Here is a 20,448-nt window from a genome sequence, read left to right on the forward strand (position 1 = left end):
CCGCTCACGCTCGCCCCGCGAGGGTCACAGACCGGGGCCGAAGATCCGATCGAGCACGACCGCCCCACCACCGAGCAGACCGCTGGTCTGCGGATGACGCGGCAGCGCGATGGTCAGTCTTTCGGTCGCCATCGGCAGACACTCGGCGTACAGCGTCGCCCGCACGGCGTTGACGAAGACCTCTGACTGGCTGAGCACACCGCCGAGCACCAGTCGATCCGGGTTGAAGAAATTGATGATCGTCGACAGCACACCGCCGGTCATGGTGCCGGCTCCCCGCAGCAGACGCGTCGCCGCGGCGTCGGCATCTCGCGCGCGACGGATCATCGACTCCACGTCGGGCACGTCCTCCCCCGCCTCCTGCAGTTCCTTGACCAGCGCGTTGCCGCTCGCGAGTGCGTCGAGGCAGCCCCGTCGACCGCAGGAGCAGGCCACCGGAGGCGCGTCCGGCACGGAGACGTGACTGATATCCCCGGCCACGCCGTCCGCGCCAACGAAGAGCTCACCGCGGCAGATGATGCCGCTGCCGATACCGGATCCGGCCTTGACGAAGACCAGATTGCCCTCCGCTCGGTCACCGGCTGCGTACTCGCCCACCGCCATCAGATTGGCGTCGTTGTTGACCACGACCGGAAGACCGGCGACGCCGCCGAGCATCGCCGCGGCATCGATCCCATTCCAGCCCGGCATCCTCGAGGGAGAGACGATGCGATTGCCGTCGGCGGCCACCGGTCCCGGAACCCCGAGCGAGAGGGCGCGGACGGGCGGGATCGCCCGCTCGGAATGGCCGGCCGCCAGGTCACCGAGGGCCGCCCACAACGTGTCGAATACGGGAGCCGGTCCGGCCGCAACATCCAGCGGTATCTCCGCGTGCGCCAGCAACGCGCCGGAGAAGTCGACCAGCCCCACGCTCGATCGGTCGATCCCGAGATCGAAGCATCCGACAGCGCCGGCCTCCGCCCGAATGGCGAGGCGGCGCGGACGACGACCGCCGCGAGATTCACCGTCCCCGGTTTCGACGATGTGACCGAGCGTGAGCAGATCCTGCACTCGCGACGTGACGGTGGACGGAGACAGGCCGGTGGCCACGGCCAGGCTCGCCTTCGAGTCGGCCCGGCCGAAGCGCAGAGCGCGAACGATCTCGAGGTTCTGTGGGCTCAGGCGGCTGAGCGGCTGGCTGTTCGTCATGGTCATCGCACCCCGATCTGTCGCTCACCTTAGTCCAAAATTTGAATAACTATCTCGAAATCTGCGTGCAACAATCGATTGTTAGGGTGAAAACGGATTCGCGGTCCCGCGGGTTCTGACGCCACGACGATGATGGCGACGCGGCCGATGTGCCGCGACGATTGTGGAGGCACCCGCTTGGCTCACTCAGCACAGGGCACGACGCCGACGATGGTCAGCATGTCGGGCGTGCAGAAGCACTTCGGCACCCATCACGTGCTCAAAGACATCGACCTCCAGATAGCTCCGCGCGAAGTCGTCGTGGTGGTCGGACCGTCCGGATCCGGTAAGTCGACACTGTGCCGCTGCATCAACCGACTCGAGACGATCAGCGACGGAACGATCTCCGTCGACGGGGTCGAGCTCCCCGCCGAGGGCAAGGCCCTCGCTCAGCTCCGGGCGGAAGTCGGGATGGTCTTCCAGTCGTTCAACCTCTTCGCCCACCGGACCATCCTCGACAACGTGGCCCTCGCCCCGATCACGGTGCTGCGCCAGCCGAAGGCCGAGGCGAGGCGGCACGCGATGGAATTGCTCGAGCGCGTCGGGATCGCCGACAAGGCGCACCAGTTTCCCGCACAGCTCTCTGGCGGCCAGCAGCAGCGGGCCGCGATCGCCCGCGCGCTCGCGATGAAGCCCAAGGTGATGCTCTTCGACGAGCCGACCAGCGCCCTCGACCCCGAGATGGTCAGCGAGGTGCTGGATGTCATGACCGACCTGGCCGCCGAGGGGATGACCATGGTCGTCGTCACCCACGAGATGGGTTTTGCCCGCAAGGCAGCCGATCGGGTGATCTTCATGGACGACGGCCGGATCGTCGAACAGAACAGCCCCGCCGAATTCTTCGACAACGCTTCTAGCCCGCGGGCCCAGGCGTTCCTCTCCAAAATCCTGTCGCACTGACTCTCGTCGCACTGACTCCTCGAGTCGACAACTCCTGCACCTTCCACCCCAGAAGAAAGGCACCACCTTGTCACGCAGCCGTCTCACCCTTCGACGGGGACTTCCGTTCCTCGCTCTCGCCGTCACCGCAACGATCGGCCTCAGTGCCTGCTCAGGCGGCGGATCCGCAGTACCGGCGAGCGATCCCGGTGCCTCCAGTTCGGCGACCGACCTGAGCTCGGTCTACAAGAACGCGGTCGTGGCGAAGGCCGCCGACATCCTGCCCTCCTCGACCATGGCCGCCATCAAGAAGCGCGGAAAGCTGATCGTGGCCGAGGCACTCGACGCCCCGCTGCTCTCGCAGCAGAACCCCTCGAAGCCGGATGACGTCGAGGGCTTCGATGCGGACCTCGCGAAGTTGCTCGCCATCTACATCCTGGGCAAGCCGAACGTCGAGATCGTGCCTCCGGCATCCGAGACCCGCGAGGCGCTGCTGCAGAACGGCACCGTCGATGTGGTCTTCAACACCTACACGATCACCACCGAGCGGGCCGAGCAGGTCGACTTCGCCGGCCCTTACTTCGCCTCCGGACTCGCCGTCGCGGTGAAGGCGGACAACACCAAGATCAAGGGCATTTCCGACCTCGGTGGCACGACGGTCATCGTCGGTGCTAACACGCCCGCGGTGACCGCGGTCCCCGAGAAGCAGCCCACCGCCAAGGTCGTCAGCTTCGCCACCGACCCCGAAGCCGTGCAGGCGCTGGCCCAGGGGCGCGGCGATGCCTACGTGCAGGACTTCACTCTGCTCGCCAGCGACGCGGCATCGAACCCGGCGATCACGGTCGTCGGCCAGCCCTTCACCACCGAGTCCTACGGAATCGGTCTGAAGCATGGCGATGCCACGTTCAAGTCGTTCATCAACGACTGGCTGGTGAAGATTCAGAAGAACGGCGACTGGGCGAAGGTCTGGAAGGCGACCCTCGGCTCCGCCGTGAAGTCGTCGACCCCGACCCCGCCGGCCATCGGATCCGTCCCCGGATCCTGATCCGCCACACCAGGTGATCTCCACCAGCAGAGGGAACAGATGAATATCTTCGTGACCAGCGCGGGCCCACTCCTCGCCGCGCTCGGAACGACCGTGATGATGGCGGTGATCGCTGGAGTCGCCGCGATCGTGCTCGGAGTCATCATCACGGCGGCACGTGTCAGCCCCGTGCCGGTGCTGCGCGGACTCGCGTTCGGGTACGTGCAGTTCTTCGTCAACGTCCCTCTGCTGGTGCTCCTGATCCTCGCGGTATTCGCGCTCCCCGACGCGGGGATCCTGCTGCCGCTGACGCCCACGGCGATCATCGTGCTGGCGCTGTACGAGGCCGCGTACGTGGCCGAGGCGGTGCGCAGCGGGGTGAACACGGTGGGTACTGGGCAGATCGAAGCCAGCCGGGCACTGGGCTTCACCCTGGTGCAGTCCCTGCGACTGATCGTCGTTCCGCAGGCCCTGCGCGCCGCCGTGCAGCCGATAGGCAATGTGATGATCGCTCTCACGATGAACACCGCCCTCGCTGCGGCGGTCGGCGTGGTCGAGCTGACCGCCGAAGCGAACAAACTCAACCTCGTTCAGGCCCAGCCGATCCTGATCTTCACCGTGGCCGGACTGATCTACATGGTGCTCGCACTGGGCATCGGCCTCGGTGCCGGGCGCATCGAGAAGAGAGTGGCGATCAAACGATGAACAGACGCTCCCCCAGCACCCCCGGCGTGTCGCTGTACGACACGCCAGGCCCCCGAACCAGGCGCGCCATCCGCATCTGGACCGTCGTGGTAATCGTCGTCGTCGTGGCGGCCATCGCTGCCGGGCTCGTGCAGTTCGCCGCTCACGGTCAGCTCGCAGCCGATCGCTGGACTCCCTTCCTCACCGCCGGCGTGTGGCAGTACCTCCTGGTCGGCCTCGGCGGCACGATCGAGGCCGCCGCCATCGTGGCCGTGCTCGGCGGGCTCTTCGGCGTGCTGCTGGCGGTGGGACGGGTCAGCTCTAACCGCGTCGCGCACTGGCTCAGCACGGCGTACATCGAGATCTTCCGGACCATCCCGGTTCTCCTGTTGATCTACCTGATGCTGTTCGGTCTCCCCCAGCTCGGGCTCAACTTTCCCGTGCTGTGGAAGCTCGCCATCCCGCTGACCCTCGCCAACGCCGCCGCGTTCGCCGAGATCATCCGCGCGGGAATCCTCGGCCTGCCATCGGGTCAGTCCGAGGCCGCACTCAGCCTGGGACTCTCACCGGCGCAGACCATGCGCATGATCGTGCTCCCGCAGGCCATGCGGTTCGTGGCGCCGTCCCTGGTGACGCAGTTGGTCAGCCTGGTCAAAGACACCTCGCTCGGCTACATCGTGGCATTCACCGAATTGCTCTATCGGGGACAGGTGTTGTCGGCCTACAACCACTTCGTGATCCCGACCTTCGTGGTCGTGACCCTCATCTACCTGGTCTTCAACGGATCGCTCTCGACCCTGGCCTCACGTCTGCGCCTGCGTCCGAGTAAGCGCACGATCGCGCCGCCGCGGACCAGCGCTCCGACCGTGGGTGTGCCTGTTACCGACGACCGTGCCTGAACACGCGCTACCAGCACCGCACTCGAGCAGTACAAGGAGTTCATCCGTGGTTTCCCCTCTTCCCGCCCGCTTTCCCGGCCGCCCAACGGAGGCCGTCGCCGTCGAGATCTGCATCGACGACCTTGACGGCGCCCTGACGGCGGAGGAAAACGGGGCAGATCGCGTGGAGGTCTGTGCCGACCTGGTCGAGGGTGGCACGACTCCGAGTCTCGGGCTGGTTCTCGCCATCCTCGGGAGCACGGCCAGGGTCGGAGTGCAGGTGATGGTTCGCGCCCGCGGCGGGGACTTCGTCTACACACCGGCCGAGCTCGAGGTGATGCGCCACGACGTCTGCGTGTTCCGGGAGATCGCCGCGGATCACCCCGGTCGACTTGGTCTAGTCTTCGGCGCGCTGACCGCCGACTCCCAGATCGATGAACCCTCGCTGGCCACCATCGCCGCCGCCGCCGGGGGCCTGCCGATCACCTTCCACAAGGCCTTCGACGAGACGCCGGATCTGATCGAGGCGTACGACACGCTGAGCCGGCACGAGGTCACCCGGGTTCTCACGTCCGGCGGCGCTGCCACGGCAGAGCAGGGGGCGCGGATGCTTCGGACTCTCGTCGGACGCCCCGGCCCCGCCGTGCTGGCCGGAGGCCGCATCCGTCCCGAAAATGTCGCGGCACTCGTGCAGGCGACTGGCGTGTCCGAGGTGCACCTGCGCGCGCAGGTCGACTCCCCGAGAAACGACGGGGGGCTGGTGACCGATGCCGGCATCGTCTCCGCGCTGATCGCTGCCGTGGACGCGCCCGATTCCACCCCGGCGCATATTTCCGCAGTGTCCGAGGTGGTTCTCGCCCTGGATATCGGCGGGACCAACCTCAAGGGCGCTGTGGTCGACACATCCGGTCGAGTGATCCTCGCCGAGACCATCGGCGCCGACGACGCTACCGCCGAGCCGCTCGAGTTGGTGCGCGCACTGCTGGCGAGGTTGGCGGGGCGCGCCGAACAGTCCGGCCACCGGCTGGTAGGAGCGGGGATCGTCACGCCGGGAATCATCGATCCAGAGACGGCCACGGTGCTCTATGCGTCGACGCTGCGCTGGACGGATGTCCCGCTGGGCTCCATCCTGAGCGACGACCTGGGCGTACCGGTCGCGATCGGCCACGACGTGCGCGCCGCCGGACTGGCGGAGGCGCTCTTCGGAGCCTCCAGTGGGGCCGCTCAATCTGTGTTGGTGGCCATCGGCACCGGCGTCGCCGCCTCGATTCTCACCTCGGGTACTCAGGTAATCGGCGAGCTGTCCTCCGCCGGTGAACTCGGTCACATCCCGGCCTTCCCGCACGGCGAGGACTGCACCTGCGGCCAGCGTGGTTGTCTCGAGGTCTATATGTCGGGCGCGGGCCTGGCCCGGCGCTACGCGGCTCTCGGCGGCGAGTCGTTGTCGGCCGCGCAGATCGTCGACCGGCTTCCCCACGATCCTCTGGCCGCGCGGGTGTGGGCAGACGGAATCGAAGCACTCGCGGTCGGCCTGAAGACGGTCACGATGCTGCTCGACCCCGCCGTCGTCGTGCTCACCGGCGGAGTCTCGCGCGCCGGCGACGCGCTGCTCGTACCGCTGCGACGCCAGCTCAGTGAGTCTCTCGCCTGGCGCGCTGCTCCAAGGGTCGAAACCTCGGTGTTGGGCACCTCCGGGGGGCGCATCGGGGCGTCGGTTCTCGCGTTCCGCGCAGCGAACCGGGCCGAAGTGCCCGAGCAGTGGACCGCCGCGACGTTGCTGTCCCCGCGCGACCTGACCGCTGCCGGGGCGCCGTCGCTCCAGACGAACTGAGGCCAGGATGACCAGCGCACAGCACCCGGCAATCGCCATTGCGGGTCTCGCCATCGAATCGAGCACCTTCTCCCCTGCCCGCACCACGACCGCGGCCTTCCACCCGAAGCGGGGAGCCGAGGTGATGGAGAAATACGCCTTCCTCGCCCCCGGCATGCCTCTCCGGGAATCGGCGACCTGGTTGCCCGCCCTGACCGGCAAGGCGATCCCGGGCGGCATCGTCACCCGCGAGGCGTTCGAGCAGCTGAGCCAGGAGATCGTCACGTCTGTTCGTGACATGCTGCCGCTGGACGGACTGTACTTCGACATCCATGGAGCGATGAGCGTCGAGGGCATCGACGATGCTGAGGCGGTGCTGCTGCGACTGATTCGCGACGCGATAGGCCCTGACGTGGTGGTGTCTGCGTCGCTCGACCTGCACGGAAACGTCAGCCGCGAGCTGGTCGAACTCGTGGACCTCATCACCTGCTATCGCACGGCACCGCACGAAGACGAGGACGAGACCCGCGAGCGCGCCGTGCGCAACCTCGTCGAGCAGCTCAGCGCGGACGGCGCTAAGCCGATCAAGGCGTGGATTCCTCTGCCGATCCTGCTGCCGGGAGAGAAGACCTCCACGCGTCTCGAGCCGGCGGCGGGCCTCTACGAGCTGGTTGCCGAGGTGGAAAGCCGCTCCGGCATCATCGATGCGGCTGTCTGGGTCGGCTACGCCTGGGCGGATGAACCCCGCAGCGGCGCCGCGGTGGTGGTTACCGGAGACGACCGTGCCGCGGTGACGGTCGGAGCGCAAGAACTCGCTACCGCCTTCTGGGAGGCCCGCGACCGCTTCCCCTTTGTGGCCCCGACCGACAGTTTCGCTAACGCGCTCGACACCGCATTCGCCAGTCGTGAGCTGCCGTTCTTCGTCAGCGACTCGGGCGACAACCCGACCGCGGGTGGCGCTGGCGACGTCACGTGGGGCCTCACCGAGCTCCTCCGCCGACCTGAACTCGCCGCACCCGACGCACCACAGGTCATCTACGCGTCCGTGCCCGCTCCCACGATCGTCGCAGAGGCGGTGCGCGCCGGCGTCGGTGCGATGATCACCGCGACCGGCGGGGCGGATGTCGATGCCCGCCATGCTGGCCCGCTCACCGTCTCGGGGCTGGTGCACAGCATCCGTCACGGGGATCGGGATGCGCTCACTGAGGTGGTGCTGCAGATCGGCTCGGTCTTCGCGGTTTTCACCGAGCTACGCAAGCCGTACCACTATGAGCATGACTTCACCCGTCTGGGCCTGTCCCCGCGAAAGATGCATGTCGTCATCGTCAAGATCGGCTATCTCGAACCGGAACTGTTCGACATGGCAGACGGCTGGGTTCTCGCCCTCACCCCCGGAGGAGTGGATCAGGACATCGAGCGCCTCGGACATCGTCGTATCACCCGGCCGATGTTCCCGCTCGATCCGACGATGGCGACGCCCGATTTGACCGCTCGGATCGTGCCTTCTCTCGACGGAGGGGAACGCCGCAAATAGGGTGCGGCCGTTTCTATAGGCTTTTGCCATGGATTTCCGCATCTTCGTCGAGCCCCAGCAGGGCGCCAGTTATCTCGATCAGCTCGCCGTCGCTCAGGCAGCAGAGAAGTTGGGATTCTCCGGCTTTTTCCGGAGCGACCACTACCTGACGATGGGCTCGGGAGACGGTCTTCCGGGGCCGACGGATGCCTGGACAACCCTGGCGGGGCTCGCTCGCGAGACCTCCACGATCCGGCTCGGCACCCTCGTCTCGTCGGTCACGTATCGGCTGCCGGGCATTCTCGCGATCCAGGTCGCCCAGGTCGACCAGATGTCGGACGGGCGTGCGGAGCTCGGGCTCGGCACAGGCTGGTTCGAGCAGGAACACCGGGCCTACGGCATCCCGTTTCCGGCCAAACGCTTCGACCTGCTCGAGGAGCAGCTGGCGATCGTGACCGGCCTGTGGTCGACGCCGGTGGGTGAGACGTTCAGCTTCAGTGGCGACACCTATCGCCTCGATGACTCCCCCGCGCTGCCCAAACCCCATCAGGCGCGCGTGCCGGTGATCGTGGGCGGCGCCGGACCCCGCCGGACGCCGGCGCTGGCGGCCCGGTATGCCACCGAGTTCAACATCGGATTCCAGCCGTTCGGGCTGGTCGAGGGCTTCTTCAGCACGGTTCGCGAGGCCGCCGAGGAGATCGGTCGCGACCCTCGCGAGCTCACGTATTCGGTCGCATACCCGACCTTCGCCGGGGCGACGGAGGCGGAGGCCGCGCGTCGCGCCGCCGCTACCGGCCGGGCGGAGGTCGACGCAGGAGCGAACCTGTACGGAACTCCCGACCAGATCGTCGATCGCCTGGGCTGGCTGGCGGAGTCGGGAACTGACCGGGTCTATCTGCAGATCCTGGACATGCACGACCTCGACCACCTGGACTTCCTTGCGCGAGAGGTGCTTCCGCAGCTCACTTGACGCGGTCGCCGTCGCGGTCGCGGAGATCCCCCTCGCATACTCCCGTCATGCACGCCTGCTTGCCTGAACAACGGTTGTCCGTTATGCAGGCGAGCGGTTGTGCACGCGCGCGCGAGTTCAGGCTGACCTGCATTTAGGCGGGCCTGAAGAACGGTGGTCGGGTGTGCAGGTTGTCGTGTACAACGGCTATTCGTCGCTCAGGTTTGCCTGCGGAACGGGGGTTTGTTGTACAGGCCGTCCTGCACAACGGAAGTGTTCCACGGGGCGCCCCGATTGCGCGGGAGCGCCCGTGAGGCCTCCCGGCCACGCCATCTACCCGGAGGAACGGCCACGCAGAGAAGCGGCCCCACGGAGAAGCGGCTGGGCTGAGGAAAGGCCAGGCGGCGGAGAAGCCAGGCTGAGTACGCCCAGGAGGAGGCGCGGTCGGGCCGCGAAACAGCTCGGACGACCACGCGACATGTCAAGGGGCGGCCCAGGAGTCGACCAGAGTTGCACGGCGGGCTACGGTGACCAGAGGCGATCACGCAAGGAGAACCATGGAAACCTGGCCAGGATCGGCATATCCGCTCGGAGCCACCTTCGACGGCAGCGGAACGAACTTCGCACTATTCAGCGAAGTGGCAGAGCGGGTGGAGCTCTGTCTCTTCACCGAAGACGGCACTGAGACGCGCATCGACCTCGTAGAGGTCGACGCGCACGTCTGGCACGGGTACCTGCCACAGGTGCAGCCCGGCCAGCGCTACGGCTACCGGGTGACCGGAGCCTACGACCCAAAGAACGGGCAGCGGGCCAACCCGAACAAGCTGTTGCTCGACCCGTACGCCAAGGCGACCAGCGGTGACATCGACTGGGATCAGTCCCTGTTCGCCTACAACTTCGGCGACCCCGACTCCGAGAACAACGACGACTCGGCGCCGCACATGATGTTCGGCGTCGTGATCAATCCGTTCTTCGACTGGGCCGGGGACCGGCATCCGCGTATCCCGTACAACGACACGGTCATCTACGAGGCCCATGTCAAGGGGCTCACCCAACTGCACCCGGAGATTCCCGAGGAGCAGCGCGGCACCTACGCCGGTCTCGCCCACCCGGCGATCATCGAGCACCTGCAGAAGCTTGGCGTCACCACCATCGAGCTGATGCCGGTGCACCAGTTCGTTCAGGATTCAACCCTGCTCGACAAGGGCCTGCGCAACTACTGGGGCTACAACACCATCGGCTTCTTCGCACCCCAGAACAGCTATTCCTCCGCCGGGGATCACGGCCAGCAGGTGCAGGAATTCAAGGGGATGGTGCGGTCGCTCCACGACGTCGGCATGGAAGTCATCCTCGACGTCGTCTACAACCACACCGCCGAGGGCAACCACCTCGGGCCGACCATCTCGTTCCGCGGCATCGACAACCAGGCGTACTACCACCTGGTCGACGACGACAAGCAGTTCTACATGGACTACACCGGCACCGGGAATTCGCTCAACGTGGGTAACCCGCACACGCTGCAGCTGATCATGGACAGTCTGCGCTACTGGGTCACCGAGATGCACGTCGACGGCTTCCGCTTCGACCTCGCCTCCACCCTGGCGCGCGAGTTCTACGACGTCGACAAGCTGTCAACCTTCTTCGAGCTCGTTCAGCAGGATCCGGTGGTCTCGCAGGTGAAGCTCATCGCCGAGCCGTGGGACGTCGGCCCCGGCGGCTACCAGGTGGGCAACTTCCCGCCGCAGTGGACCGAATGGAACGGCAAGTACCGCGACACCGTTCGCGACTTCTGGCGGGGAGAGCCCTCCACGCTCGGCGAATTCGCGTCGCGCATCACCGGTTCGGCAGACCTGTACGAGGGAGACGGCCGCCGCCCGGTCGCATCGATCAACTTCGTCACCGCGCACGACGGGTTCACGCTGCTCGACCTGGTCTCGTACAACGACAAGCACAACCAGGCGAACGGTGAGAACGACAACGACGGTGAGTCGACCAACCGGTCCTGGAACTCCGGGGTCGAGGGGCCGACCGATGATCCGGATGTCCTCGCCCTCCGTGCCCGCCAGGAGCGCAACTTCCTCACGACTCTGTTGCTGTCCCAGGGCGTGCCGATGATCGCGCACGGGGATGAACTCGGGCGCACCCAGCTTGGCAACAACAACGGCTACGCCCAGGACTCCGAGCTCACCTGGGTGCACTGGGACACTGCCGATCAGGGCTTGGTCGACTTCGTGGCCGCCCTTGTACGACTGCGGAAGGAACATCCCACCTTCCGGCGCCGGAGCTTCTTCGACGGCCGCCCGGTCAAGCGCGGCTCGGAGGAGCCACTGCCGGACATCGTCTGGCTCACCCCGGCAGGCACCGAGATGGCCGAAGAGAACTGGGATGCCGGTGTCGACCGAGCGCTCGGCGTCTACCTCAACGGAAACGGCATTCACGGGCGCGATGCCCGCGGCCAGCGCGTCACCGATCGCAACTTCGCCATGCTGTTCAACGCCGGAGACGACACCGTCGACTTCACCCTGCCGCCGGCCGAATTCTCCGAGCGGTGGGAGGTGGTGATCGACACCGCCGGCAACTCCGCCGACGACATCCCGCGCACCGCGGGAGACGTCATCCCGGTCGAGTCGAAGTCGATGGTGGTGCTCTGCGAGCACGTGGATTCGCCCATCGCCCCCGATGACCACTCGATCTCGGCGTCGCTGTCGGCGACAGTGGTCAATGCCCCGCAGTCGTCGAAACCAGAGGTCGGCTGATGCGCATCCCCGTCTCGACCTACCGACTGCAGATCCGGGAGAGCTTCGACCTGTTCGCGGCGGCGAACATCGCCGACTACGTGCATGAGCTGGGGGCCGACTGGCTCTACCTCTCCCCACTGCTGAAGGCCGAACCCGGCTCGGATCACGGTTACGACGTGGTCGACCACACGCAGATCGATCCGACTCGAGGCGGTGCGGACGGACTGGATGCCGCGGCCGCCGCCGCGCGGAGGCTCGGCCTCGGTGTGCTCATCGACATCGTGCCCAACCACGTCGGAGTTGCCTCCCCCGCCCAGAATGCCTGGTGGTGGGACCTGATCACCCACGGCCGTGACTCGCGCTACGCCGAGGCCTTCGACGTCGACTGGGAGTTCGGCGGCGGCAAGGTGCGCATTCCGGTGCTCGGCGACGGCCCTTCGACAAGCTCAGGGACCGATGCGCTCGACGACCTCGAGATCGTCGGCGGCGAGCTGCACTATTTCGACAACCGCTATCCCCTCGCGCCGGGGACGGCCGACGACGGCGCCTCGGCCCGGGAGGTGCACGCTCGCCAGAACTACGAGCTGATCAACTGGCGCCGAGCGGATGCCGAACTCAACTACCGCAGATTCTTCGCCGTGAACACTCTGGCCGGCATCCGCGTCGAGGTGCCGTGGGTCTTCGCCGAGTCGCACGCCGAAATCCTGCGCTGGATCACCGAGGGTCTGGCCGATGGCCTGAGGGTCGATCATCCGGACGGCCTGGCCGACCCCGGTGGCTACCTCGACGCCCTCGCCGCCGAGACCGGAGGCAGCTACGTGCTGGTCGAGAAGATTCTCGAGGGCGACGAACAGCTGCCGACCAACTGGGCCACAGAGGGCACCACGGGGTACGACGCCCTCGCCGACGTCGACCGGGTACTGGTCGACCCCGCCGGTCGCACCGCGCTCGACGAACTCGACCGCCGCCTGCGCGACACGGACGTGCGCGTGTCATGGACCGATCTGATCCACAAGACCAAGCGCTCGATCGCCGATGGCATCCTGCGCTCCGAGGTACTGCGCCTCGAGCGCGACCTGGGTGAGTCCGTCGAGCACACCGTCGCCGACGAGGGGTGGAAGCTCTCCCCCACCGCCGACGCGCTGGCCGAGCTGCTGGCGTGCTTCCCCGTCTACCGCTCCTACCTGCCGCTGGGCGCCGAGCACCTGCGCGAGGCTGCGCACCTGGCGAAGAGACACCGGCCGGAGCTGAGCGACACCGTGGACGAGATCGTCGCGGTGCTGGCAGACCCGGGCCACCCGGCATCCGTGCGGTTCCAGCAGACCTCCGGCATGGTGATGGCGAAGGGCGTCGAAGACACCGCGTTCTATCGCTACACCCGCCTGGGCTCGCTCACCGAGGTGGGCGCAGACCCGAGCGAGTTCTCGATCGGCGTCGCCGAGTTCCACCGCCGCCAGCAGCTTCGCCAGGCCAGCTTCCCGGCGTCGCTCACCACCCTCTCCACGCACGACACCAAGCGGGGAGAGGATGTCCGCGCCCGCATCTCCGTGCTTGCCGAGATGCCCGAGCGCTGGGAGTCTGCCCTCGGCGAGCTCCGCGGTGAGTCCCCGCTCGGCGACGGCCCGCTCGAGGTACTGCTCTGGGAGGCCATCGTCGGCGCCTGGCCCGCTAGCCGCGAACGCTTGCATGCCTACGCCGAGAAGGCGGCGCGCGAGGCGGGCAACTCCACCCGCTGGACGGCGCCCAAGGAAGACTTCGAGCGGCGGATGCACGAGCTGGTCGATTCGGTGTTCGACGACGAACGGGTGGCCGGAATCATCCGCGGGCTGCTGGATGTCGTCGAGCAGCCCGGCTGGTCGAACTCGCTGAGCGCGAAGCTCATCCAGCTGACCGCGCCGGGTGTTCCCGACGTGTACCAGGGCAGCGAGTTGTGGGAGACCTCGCTCGTGGACCCCGACAATCGACGCCCGGTCGACTTCGACATCCGTCGCCTCTATCTGGCCGCGATCGACGCCGGTAGCCATCCCGGCATCGACGAGACCGGCGCGGCGAAGCTGCTGGTGACCAGTCGCGCGCTGCGACTGCGCCGGGATCGCCCCGACCTGTTCACCCGATACGCGCCGATCACGGCGTTCGGGGCCGGCCGCCGTCACGTGATCGGCTTCGACCGCGGCGGCGCCGTCACGCTCGCGACCCGGCTGCCGCTCGGCCTGTCACTCGATGGAGGCTGGCGCGACACGTCGGTACAGTTGCCCGGGCGTCCGGTGCTCGACCTGATCACCGGGAAACGGTACGAGGGAGGCACACTGCAGATGGCAGATGCCCTGGGCAAATACCCGGTGGCGCTGCTGATTCCGGATGATGGCATCGAGGAGGATCGGTCGTGAGTTTCGAGGTCTGGGCGCCGGCGGCGTCGACGATGACGCTGCTGCTCGACGGTGAGCGGCACGCGATGGTGCGGCTCGACGCCGGCTGGTGGGGCGCGGATGCCGGGTTGAGCGGCGAAAGCTACGGCTTCCTGATCGACGGGGACGAACATCCGCTTCCCGATCCGCGCTCACGGCGGCAACCGGAGTCGGTACACGGACTTTCCCGCACATTCGATGCGTCGGAGTTCGCCTGGTCCGACCAGAAGTGGACCGGACGTCAGCTCGCCGGCGGAATGATCTACGAGCTGCACATCGGCACATTCACCAAGAAGGGCACCCTCGACTCGGCGATCAAGCGGCTCGATCACCTGGTCTCGATCGGCGTGGACTTCGTCGAGGTGCTGCCGGTCAACGGCTTCAACGGCGACCACAACTGGGGCTATGACGGCGTGCTCTGGTACACGGTCGACGAGAGCTACGGCGGCCCGGAGGCCTACCAGCGCTTCGTCGATGCGTGCCATGAGCGCGGCCTCGGCGTGATTCAGGATGTCGTCTACAACCACCTGGGACCGAGCGGCAATTACCTCCCGCGCTTCGGCCCGTACCTGCGCCAGGGCAGCGCGAACACCTGGGGCGACTCGATCAATCTCGATGCCCCGGAGGTTCGCGCCTACATCGTCGAGAACGCCCTGATGTGGCTGAGCGACTACCACGTGGACGGGCTGCGGCTGGACGCGGTGCACGCCCTTATCGACGAGTCGCCGGTGCACATCCTTCAAGAACTGTCCGTGCGGGTGGACGCGCTGAGCGCGTTCCAGCAGCGGCCGCTCACGCTCATCGCCGAATCCGACCTCAACGACACGACGCTCGTCACCCCTCGGGAGGGCGGAGGCTACGGCCTGCAGGCGCAGTGGAGCGATGACTTCCATCACGCCCTGCACGTGGCGCTCACCGGGGAAACCTCCGGGTACTACGCGGACTTCGAGCACCTCGAGTCTCTGGCCAAGGTGATCACGCGTGGTTTCTACCACGACGGTACGTACTCGTCGTTCCGGGAGAAGGACCACGGGCATCCGGTCGACACCTCGAGCATGCCGGCCTGGCGGCTGGTGGTCGCCAACCAGAATCACGACCAGATCGGCAACCGCGCGATAGGCGACCGCCTGAGTGCGCAGCTCGACAGCGGAAAGCTCGCGATCGCCGCGGTGCTGACGCTCGCCGGTCCGTTCACGCCGATGCTATTCATGGGCGAGGAGTGGGGAGCGTCGACGCCGTGGCAGTTCTTCACCGCACATCCGGAGCCCGAGCTGGGCGAGGCGACCGCACAGGGACGCATCGCGGAATTCGCGAAGATGGGCTGGGATGCGGATGTCGTGCCAGACCCGCAAGACCCGGCAACGTTCGAGAACTCGAAGCTGAAGTGGTCGGAGAGCGCGGAGGGTTCGCACGCCGAGCTTCTGTCGCTCTACCAGCGACTCGGCGAGCTGCGGCGAACGGTGCCAGACCTCACCGATCCGAGCTTCGGGCACAGCACGGTCGAGTTCGACGACGACGAGGGCTGGTTCGTACTGCGCCGCGGGGCGACCACCATCGTGGTGAACTTCGCGGACTACCCGCTGTCGCTGCCGATCGGCGGCACCCTGCTGCTCGGCACCGCAGACTCCGTCGGAGCGTCCTCGTCGGCAGTCGTGCTGCCGCGGCACTCCGCGGCGATCCTGTCCACCCCGCCGCTCACGTAGCGCCCGAGCGCGGGTTTCGATACGCGAACGCGCTAGAGCGCGTGCGCTACTCAACCAGCGGCACTTCGCCGGTCGAGTAGCGCCCGAGCGCCCGCGCGAGGACGCGTATCGAGACTCACCACGGCGTGCTCTCATGTTCGAAATGCCCGTGTCCCAGATGCCCGTGTCCGAAATGACGGAGATTCTGCAAAAACGGCTCCACATCGCACAGCTTTGCCGCAGAATCACCAAATCTCCGTCATTTCGGGCGGCGGCCAGCGAACTCCGGGTGCTTCGCCGCGGCGCTGCCGTCAACAGGCCAGAGGCTGCAATCCTCCCGATTTCGTCCTGTCGACGGACGATTAAGCGAGCTGATCCTGTTTATGGACGGGGCGGCGGCGGGTTTCGATACGCGAACGCGCTAGAGCGCGTGCGCTACTCAACCAGCGGCACTTCGCCGGTCGAGTAGCGCCCGAGCGCCCGCGCGAGGACGCGTATCGAGACCCATCACGCTTCGCAGCGGCCTACTCAACCGGCGCAGGCTACGGGGCGAGAGACTCGAGCACGTCGTTCGAGGGGATGAAGAACGTCGCACCGGTGACGGCGGTCGAGACATCCAGAATGCGGTCGTATTGCCCGACCGGGTCTCCGATGAACATGCGGCGCAGCATCTGCTCGATCACCCACAGTTCGCGTGAACACCCGATGAAATAGGTGCCGAACTCCCCCGCCCCCGGACGCCCGAAGGGCATGTTGTCGCGCAAAATGTCGTGCTCCACCCCGTTCGCGTCCACGATCGTGTTGAGCGTCTTGTGCGACTTGCGCTCGTTCGGCAGCTGCTCGAGTTCGACGTTGTCGAGTTTCGTCCGACCGATCACGCTCTGCTGGTGCTCCACCGTGAACGCGGTCCACGTGGCCAGATCGTGCAGGTACTTCTGCACGACCACATAGCTGCCGCCCGCGAAGTCGGCATCCTCGTCCCCGACCAGCGAGACTGCCGCCATCCGCTGCCCGGTCGGATTCTCGGTTCCGTCGACGAACCCGAGCAGGTCGCGCGAGTCGAAGAACCGAAAGCCATGCACCTCATCGACAACGGCAACCGCGTCTCCCAGCTTCTCCAGGATGAGCCGTTCCAGCTCGAAGGTCATATCTTCACGCTCGGCTCGGATGTGGAACAGCAGATCACCCGGCGTCGACACCGCAACGTGCGGGGCGCCGTGCACCTCCTGAAAGGGACGCAGCTGCGCCGGCCGCGCCGGCTGATCGAATCGATCCCAGGCGGATGACCCGATCCCCACGTTGCACGACAGGTGCCCGTTCAAGTCGCGAAAGCCGACCGCCCGCACCAGCCCCCCGATGTCGGAGATCACATCCCGAACCGTGGCTACGGCTTCGGGCGTCTGGCCGATGGTCACTACCAGGAAGACCGCTGCGCGCGAGAGCGGGGCATCAACGCTCTGCGGTTCGATCGGGGTACGGCTGTTGCTCTCGTCCATGACCCGATCATAGAGAGCGACGGAGCGACGCCGCATGCGTCGAATTACCGCAGCTCAACGTCCCGCGCCTCAGTATTCGATACGGTGCGCGTTGCTCGCGTCGCCACGAGGCTTCGCGGCCTTCAAGAGCGCCGCTGGCGTCAACAGCCCGCGCCCGAACCGCGCGCTCACGGCATCCATCGTGTCTTCGGCTTCACGCCAGCTCTCGTCGTCGTCCCAGAGGCCCATTGCCTGCCCTCCGCCGGGAGCGAGCTGCTCGACCCGCACTCCGATCAGGCGCACCGCACCGTGCGTGCCGAGACCCTCGTAGATCTCCCTGACCTCTTCGTAGATCCGCCGCCCGAGGTCGGTCGGCTCAGCGATGGTGCGCGAGCGGGTGATCGTACTGAAGTCGGAGTAGCGCAGCTTCAGCACCACCGTGCGGCCAACCCAACCACCGCTGCGCAGTCGCACTCCGACCGCGTTCGCCTGCCGCAACAGTTCGCGTCGCAGGGTCTCGGGATCGGTGGTGTCGACCTCGAAGGTCACCTCGTGCCCGACGCTTTTCTCCACCGAGCGCGTGGTCACGGGCCGCGGATCGATTCCGTTCGACAGCTCGTGCAGTTTGCGGCCGGAGGCGTCGCCGACCGCGCGCTGCACCGTCGCCATCGGCGCGCGCGCGATGTCGCCGACGGTGCGGAACCCGCGCTTGGCGAGAGATTCTTCGGTGGCGGCTCCGACGCCCCAGAGCGCGCCGATCGGCAACGGATGCAAAAAGTCCAGCGTCGCCGCAGCCGGCACGACCAGCAGACCGTCGGGTTTCGCTCGCCCCGAGGCGAGTTTCGCGACGAATTTGGTCGAGGCGGCTCCGACCGAGCAGTGCAGCCCGGTCTCGGCGAACACCCGGCTGCGGATGAGTTCTGCGACCACCGCCGGCGGACCGTAGACGCCGCGTGCGCCGGCCACGTCGAGAAAGGCTTCGTCGATGCCCAGTCGCTCGACGAGCGGGGTCATGTCGTCGAAGATCGCCATCACCTGCTGCGAGTAGTGCCGATACTTCTCGAAGTGCGGTTCGAGCACGATCGCGTGCGGGCACAGCCGCATCGCCTGCGACAGCGGGATGGCGGAGCGCACGCCGAATTTGCGTGCCGGGTAATTGGCCGCGGTGACGACCGAGCGCAGTGACTTGCCGGCGACGACGACCGGGACTTTCGCGAGTTCCGGCCGGTCGAGCAGCTCGACCGAGGCGAAGAACGCGTCGAGATCGACGTGGAGGATGGGGGCGGTGCTGCTGTCGACGGATGCCGCGCTCACCTGCCGCGTGCTGCCGTCCTGCCTACCCATGCGTCTCCTCGAAGAGGAATCTACCTCGCACCGGCGACATCCTGGCTGTCGAGCAGACCGAGTCGGGCGAGTCGCACGCGGGCGGCGTCCTCGCTGCTCGAACCCCGACCGAGAATGTTGCCCGCCAACGCGAGCACGAGACGCGTGGCCGTGACGGCCGGCCACCAGGCGCGGCGGAGGCCGAGCATCCGTCGGTACTCGACCGGGATCGAGGCGACAGCACCGGCGAACAACACGCGGTAGAACGGCGTCATCGCGCGCGGGAGCCCGGGGCTGCGAATGAAGTGCACCGCCTCGGCGACGCGTTCGTCGCTCTTCATCGCCGGCCGGAAGTCGGCGAGCGCCCCCATGAGCTCGGCCTCAGACCGGGGCGGGTCGACGACCCCCACCAGCTCGCCGGCCTTGGCCCACTGGGCAACGTAGGCATCGGCTCCGCCCGGGATCGGCCTGCCCCAGACTTCGTGCGAACGAAGGAAGGCGTCGGTGAACACGACGTGCACCCACGACAGCAGTTCGGGATCGCCGGCAGAATATGGCCGCTCGACGCCGGCGGCATCGACGTACCGACCGACTACGCGGTCGTGGAAACGTCCGACGCGGATCGACTCCGCCTCGGCCGCAGCGCGGTCGGAGAAGGTGACCGAGATCAGCCATTGGATCGTGCCGGACAGCCGGCCGAGTGGATCCTCGCGGTAACGCGACCAGTCGTGCACTCCCGCCATCGCGCCAGGATGCAGCGTCTGCAACAGCAGTGCACGGATACCGGCGACCAGCGTCGGCATGCCCCCGTGCACAACCCAGGCCGCGGAGTCGGCACCGAACCAGCCCGCGTCGTCGCCGTCTTCGATGCGCTGCACCCAGTCGGGGCGACCCGATGTGGTGCCGGTGAACGCGGAGAGCATCCGCGAGCGCCACACCATCGCAATACTGCTCATGCGACGACGCTAGTCCGCCAGGCTGGGAGGCGTGACGGTGGGCTGAGATCAGCCGAGGTGTGCGTGCATCCACGGCAGCGGGTCGATGGCGTCTCCGCCGCCCGGGTGGATCTCGAAGTGCAGGTGTGCACCCGTACTCGCCCCGGTGTCGCCGACCAGACCGATCTGCTGATCTGCCGCGACGATGTCGCCCACCTGCACGGGAACCGAGCCGACCTGCATGTGTCCGTACACGCTCACGACGACCTGGCCGTCGACCACGTGCTGGATCGAGACGTGAACACCGAGCGCGCCGTCGCTCACATCCGTGGCCTGGATCACCACGCCCGCCGCGATGGAGTGCACGGGAGTGCCGAAACCGGGGTCGAAGTCGACGCCCTCGTGAAAGCTCGAGCAGCCGGCGCAGGGCGAGACGCGCGGGCCGAATCCGCTCGCGATCGGGCTCGTCGCGGGAACCGGCCACACGATCGGCGGCGGGGTGGTCACCCCGTACGAATCTCGACTGACGGATGCCGCACTCACGACCGCGGGGACGGTGAAACTCTGCAGCGCTGGCGCGGCCTGCTCGACGACGGACTGCGGCGCGCCGAGCGACTGCGCAGCAGCGGGAACGGCGTAGCTGAGGGCGAGGGCGGCAAGCACCGCGGCGGTGAGGATGGCGGCGCCACGGCGCAGCCAGTGGACCTGATGAACGGAATTGAGGGCGCGTTCCGTGCGCGCGGGAATTGCGGGATGCACGATAAATGGGTTCTTCCGGGTTTCTGCGCGCACGCTAGGGGGATGCGCTGCGGCGCGATTCTGCGCCTACGGACGGGATACGGTCCCCCGAGATGGCGGGAGATTCGGCGACGATCTGGTCCCTCAGCTGGTGGAATGTTCGCACCGGCGGACGCAATAACGATCGT

At 67.1% G+C, this 20,448-nt stretch carries 15 protein-coding genes; 10 read left to right on the forward strand and 5 right to left on the reverse strand.

The genetic code is table 11. The annotated features are described in order from the left end of the window. Positions 1 to 24 precede the first annotated feature (24 nt). Entirely contained in the window at positions 25 to 1,188 is a 1,164-nt protein-coding gene (locus tag IV501_RS00345) for an ROK family protein (protein ID WP_234698077.1), read from the reverse strand. 210 nt (positions 1,189 to 1,398) lie between these two features. Between IV501_RS00345 and IV501_RS00350 the strand changes: the two genes are divergently transcribed. The 10 genes from IV501_RS00350 (at position 1,399) to treZ (ending at position 15,810) form a co-directional block, all read left to right on the forward strand. After that, on the forward strand, positions 1,399 to 2,127 hold the full coding sequence (locus IV501_RS00350) for an amino acid ABC transporter ATP-binding protein (protein ID WP_200555371.1): 729 nt from the start codon (positions 1,399 to 1,401) through the stop codon (positions 2,125 to 2,127). Between the two features lie 67 nt (positions 2,128 to 2,194). Beyond that, complete coding sequence (locus IV501_RS00355) at positions 2,195 to 3,151, forward strand: glutamate ABC transporter substrate-binding protein (protein WP_200554435.1); 957 nt, start codon at positions 2,195 to 2,197, stop codon at positions 3,149 to 3,151. A 51-nt stretch (positions 3,152 to 3,202) separates the two neighbouring features. Further along, positions 3,203 to 3,835, forward strand: coding sequence for an amino acid ABC transporter permease (locus IV501_RS00360; protein ID WP_307812107.1), 633 nt, complete (start codon positions 3,203 to 3,205; stop codon positions 3,833 to 3,835). Further along, positions 3,832 to 4,713, forward strand: coding sequence for an amino acid ABC transporter permease (locus tag IV501_RS00365; RefSeq protein ID WP_200554437.1), 882 nt, complete (start codon positions 3,832 to 3,834; stop codon positions 4,711 to 4,713). The genes IV501_RS00360 and IV501_RS00365 overlap by 4 nt, the downstream gene beginning before the upstream one ends. Positions 4,714 to 4,759: 46 nt before the next feature. Further along, positions 4,760 to 6,523, forward strand: coding sequence for a copper homeostasis protein CutC (locus IV501_RS16035; RefSeq protein ID WP_307812108.1), 1,764 nt, complete (start codon positions 4,760 to 4,762; stop codon positions 6,521 to 6,523). Positions 6,524 to 6,530: 7 nt separating this feature from the next. Beyond that, on the forward strand, positions 6,531 to 8,036 hold the full coding sequence (locus IV501_RS00380) for a M81 family metallopeptidase (protein ID WP_200554438.1): 1,506 nt from the start codon (positions 6,531 to 6,533) through the stop codon (positions 8,034 to 8,036). A gap of 28 nt (positions 8,037 to 8,064) precedes the next feature. Continuing rightward, positions 8,065 to 8,985 carry an LLM class F420-dependent oxidoreductase gene (locus tag IV501_RS00385; RefSeq protein ID WP_200554439.1) on the forward strand — a complete coding sequence of 307 codons (921 nt, stop codon included), beginning with the start codon at positions 8,065 to 8,067 and terminating at the stop codon, positions 8,983 to 8,985. Positions 8,986 to 9,521: 536 nt separating this feature from the next. After that, positions 9,522 to 11,720 (forward strand): glycogen debranching protein GlgX, encoded by a 2,199-nt coding sequence (gene glgX, locus IV501_RS00390; RefSeq protein ID WP_200554440.1) that lies wholly within the window; start codon positions 9,522 to 9,524, stop codon positions 11,718 to 11,720. Then, positions 11,720 to 14,089: a malto-oligosyltrehalose synthase gene (treY, locus tag IV501_RS00395; protein ID WP_200554441.1), complete on the forward strand. Its 2,370-nt coding sequence runs from the start codon at positions 11,720 to 11,722 to the stop codon at positions 14,087 to 14,089. The genes glgX and treY overlap by 1 nt, the downstream gene beginning before the upstream one ends. Beyond that, entirely contained in the window at positions 14,086 to 15,810 is a 1,725-nt protein-coding gene (gene treZ / locus IV501_RS00400; RefSeq protein WP_307812109.1) for a malto-oligosyltrehalose trehalohydrolase, read from the forward strand. The genes treY and treZ overlap by 4 nt, the downstream gene beginning before the upstream one ends. A gap of 521 nt (positions 15,811 to 16,331) precedes the next feature. Here the strand turns inward: treZ and IV501_RS00405 are convergent. From IV501_RS00405 to IV501_RS00420, 4 genes are all read right to left on the reverse strand, one after another. Then, positions 16,332 to 17,285 carry a Dyp-type peroxidase gene (locus IV501_RS00405; protein WP_200554442.1) on the reverse strand — a complete coding sequence of 318 codons (954 nt, stop codon included), beginning with the start codon at positions 17,283 to 17,285 and terminating at the stop codon, positions 16,332 to 16,334. 69 nt (positions 17,286 to 17,354) lie between these two features. Continuing rightward, on the reverse strand, positions 17,355 to 18,608 hold the full coding sequence (dinB, locus tag IV501_RS00410) for a DNA polymerase IV (protein WP_200554443.1): 1,254 nt from the start codon (positions 18,606 to 18,608) through the stop codon (positions 17,355 to 17,357). Positions 18,609 to 18,628: 20 nt separating this feature from the next. Further along, positions 18,629 to 19,543, reverse strand: a complete 915-nt coding sequence (locus tag IV501_RS00415) for an oxygenase MpaB family protein (RefSeq protein ID WP_200554444.1) — start codon at positions 19,541 to 19,543, stop codon at positions 18,629 to 18,631. A gap of 48 nt (positions 19,544 to 19,591) precedes the next feature. After that, positions 19,592 to 20,281 (reverse strand): M23 family metallopeptidase, encoded by a 690-nt coding sequence (locus tag IV501_RS00420; RefSeq protein ID WP_200554445.1) that lies wholly within the window; start codon positions 20,279 to 20,281, stop codon positions 19,592 to 19,594. Positions 20,282 to 20,448: the final 167 nt, after the last annotated feature.

The sequence above is a fragment of the Lacisediminihabitans changchengi genome, from assembly GCF_016634425.1.
Lineage (GTDB): Bacteria > Actinomycetota > Actinomycetes > Actinomycetales > Microbacteriaceae > Lacisediminihabitans > Lacisediminihabitans changchengi.

Coding starts and splice junctions, on each gene's coding strand:
- IV501_RS00345 (WP_234698077.1), bottom strand. CDS start 1,188: ATGACGAACAGCCAGCCGCTCAGCCGCCTGAGCCCACAGAACCTCGAG.
- IV501_RS00350 (WP_200555371.1), top strand. CDS start 1,399: ATGGTCAGCATGTCGGGCGTGCAGAAGCACTTCGGCACCCATCACGTG.
- IV501_RS00365 (WP_200554437.1), top strand. CDS start 3,832: ATGAACAGACGCTCCCCCAGCACCCCCGGCGTGTCGCTGTACGACACG.
- IV501_RS00380 (WP_200554438.1), top strand. CDS start 6,531: ATGACCAGCGCACAGCACCCGGCAATCGCCATTGCGGGTCTCGCCATC.
- IV501_RS00385 (WP_200554439.1), top strand. CDS start 8,065: ATGGATTTCCGCATCTTCGTCGAGCCCCAGCAGGGCGCCAGTTATCTC.
- glgX (WP_200554440.1), top strand. CDS start 9,522: ATGGAAACCTGGCCAGGATCGGCATATCCGCTCGGAGCCACCTTCGAC.
- treY (WP_200554441.1), top strand. CDS start 11,720: ATGCGCATCCCCGTCTCGACCTACCGACTGCAGATCCGGGAGAGCTTC.
- IV501_RS00405 (WP_200554442.1), bottom strand. CDS start 17,285: ATGGACGAGAGCAACAGCCGTACCCCGATCGAACCGCAGAGCGTTGAT.
- dinB (WP_200554443.1), bottom strand. CDS start 18,608: ATGGGTAGGCAGGACGGCAGCACGCGGCAGGTGAGCGCGGCATCCGTC.
- IV501_RS00415 (WP_200554444.1), bottom strand. CDS start 19,543: ATGAGCAGTATTGCGATGGTGTGGCGCTCGCGGATGCTCTCCGCGTTC.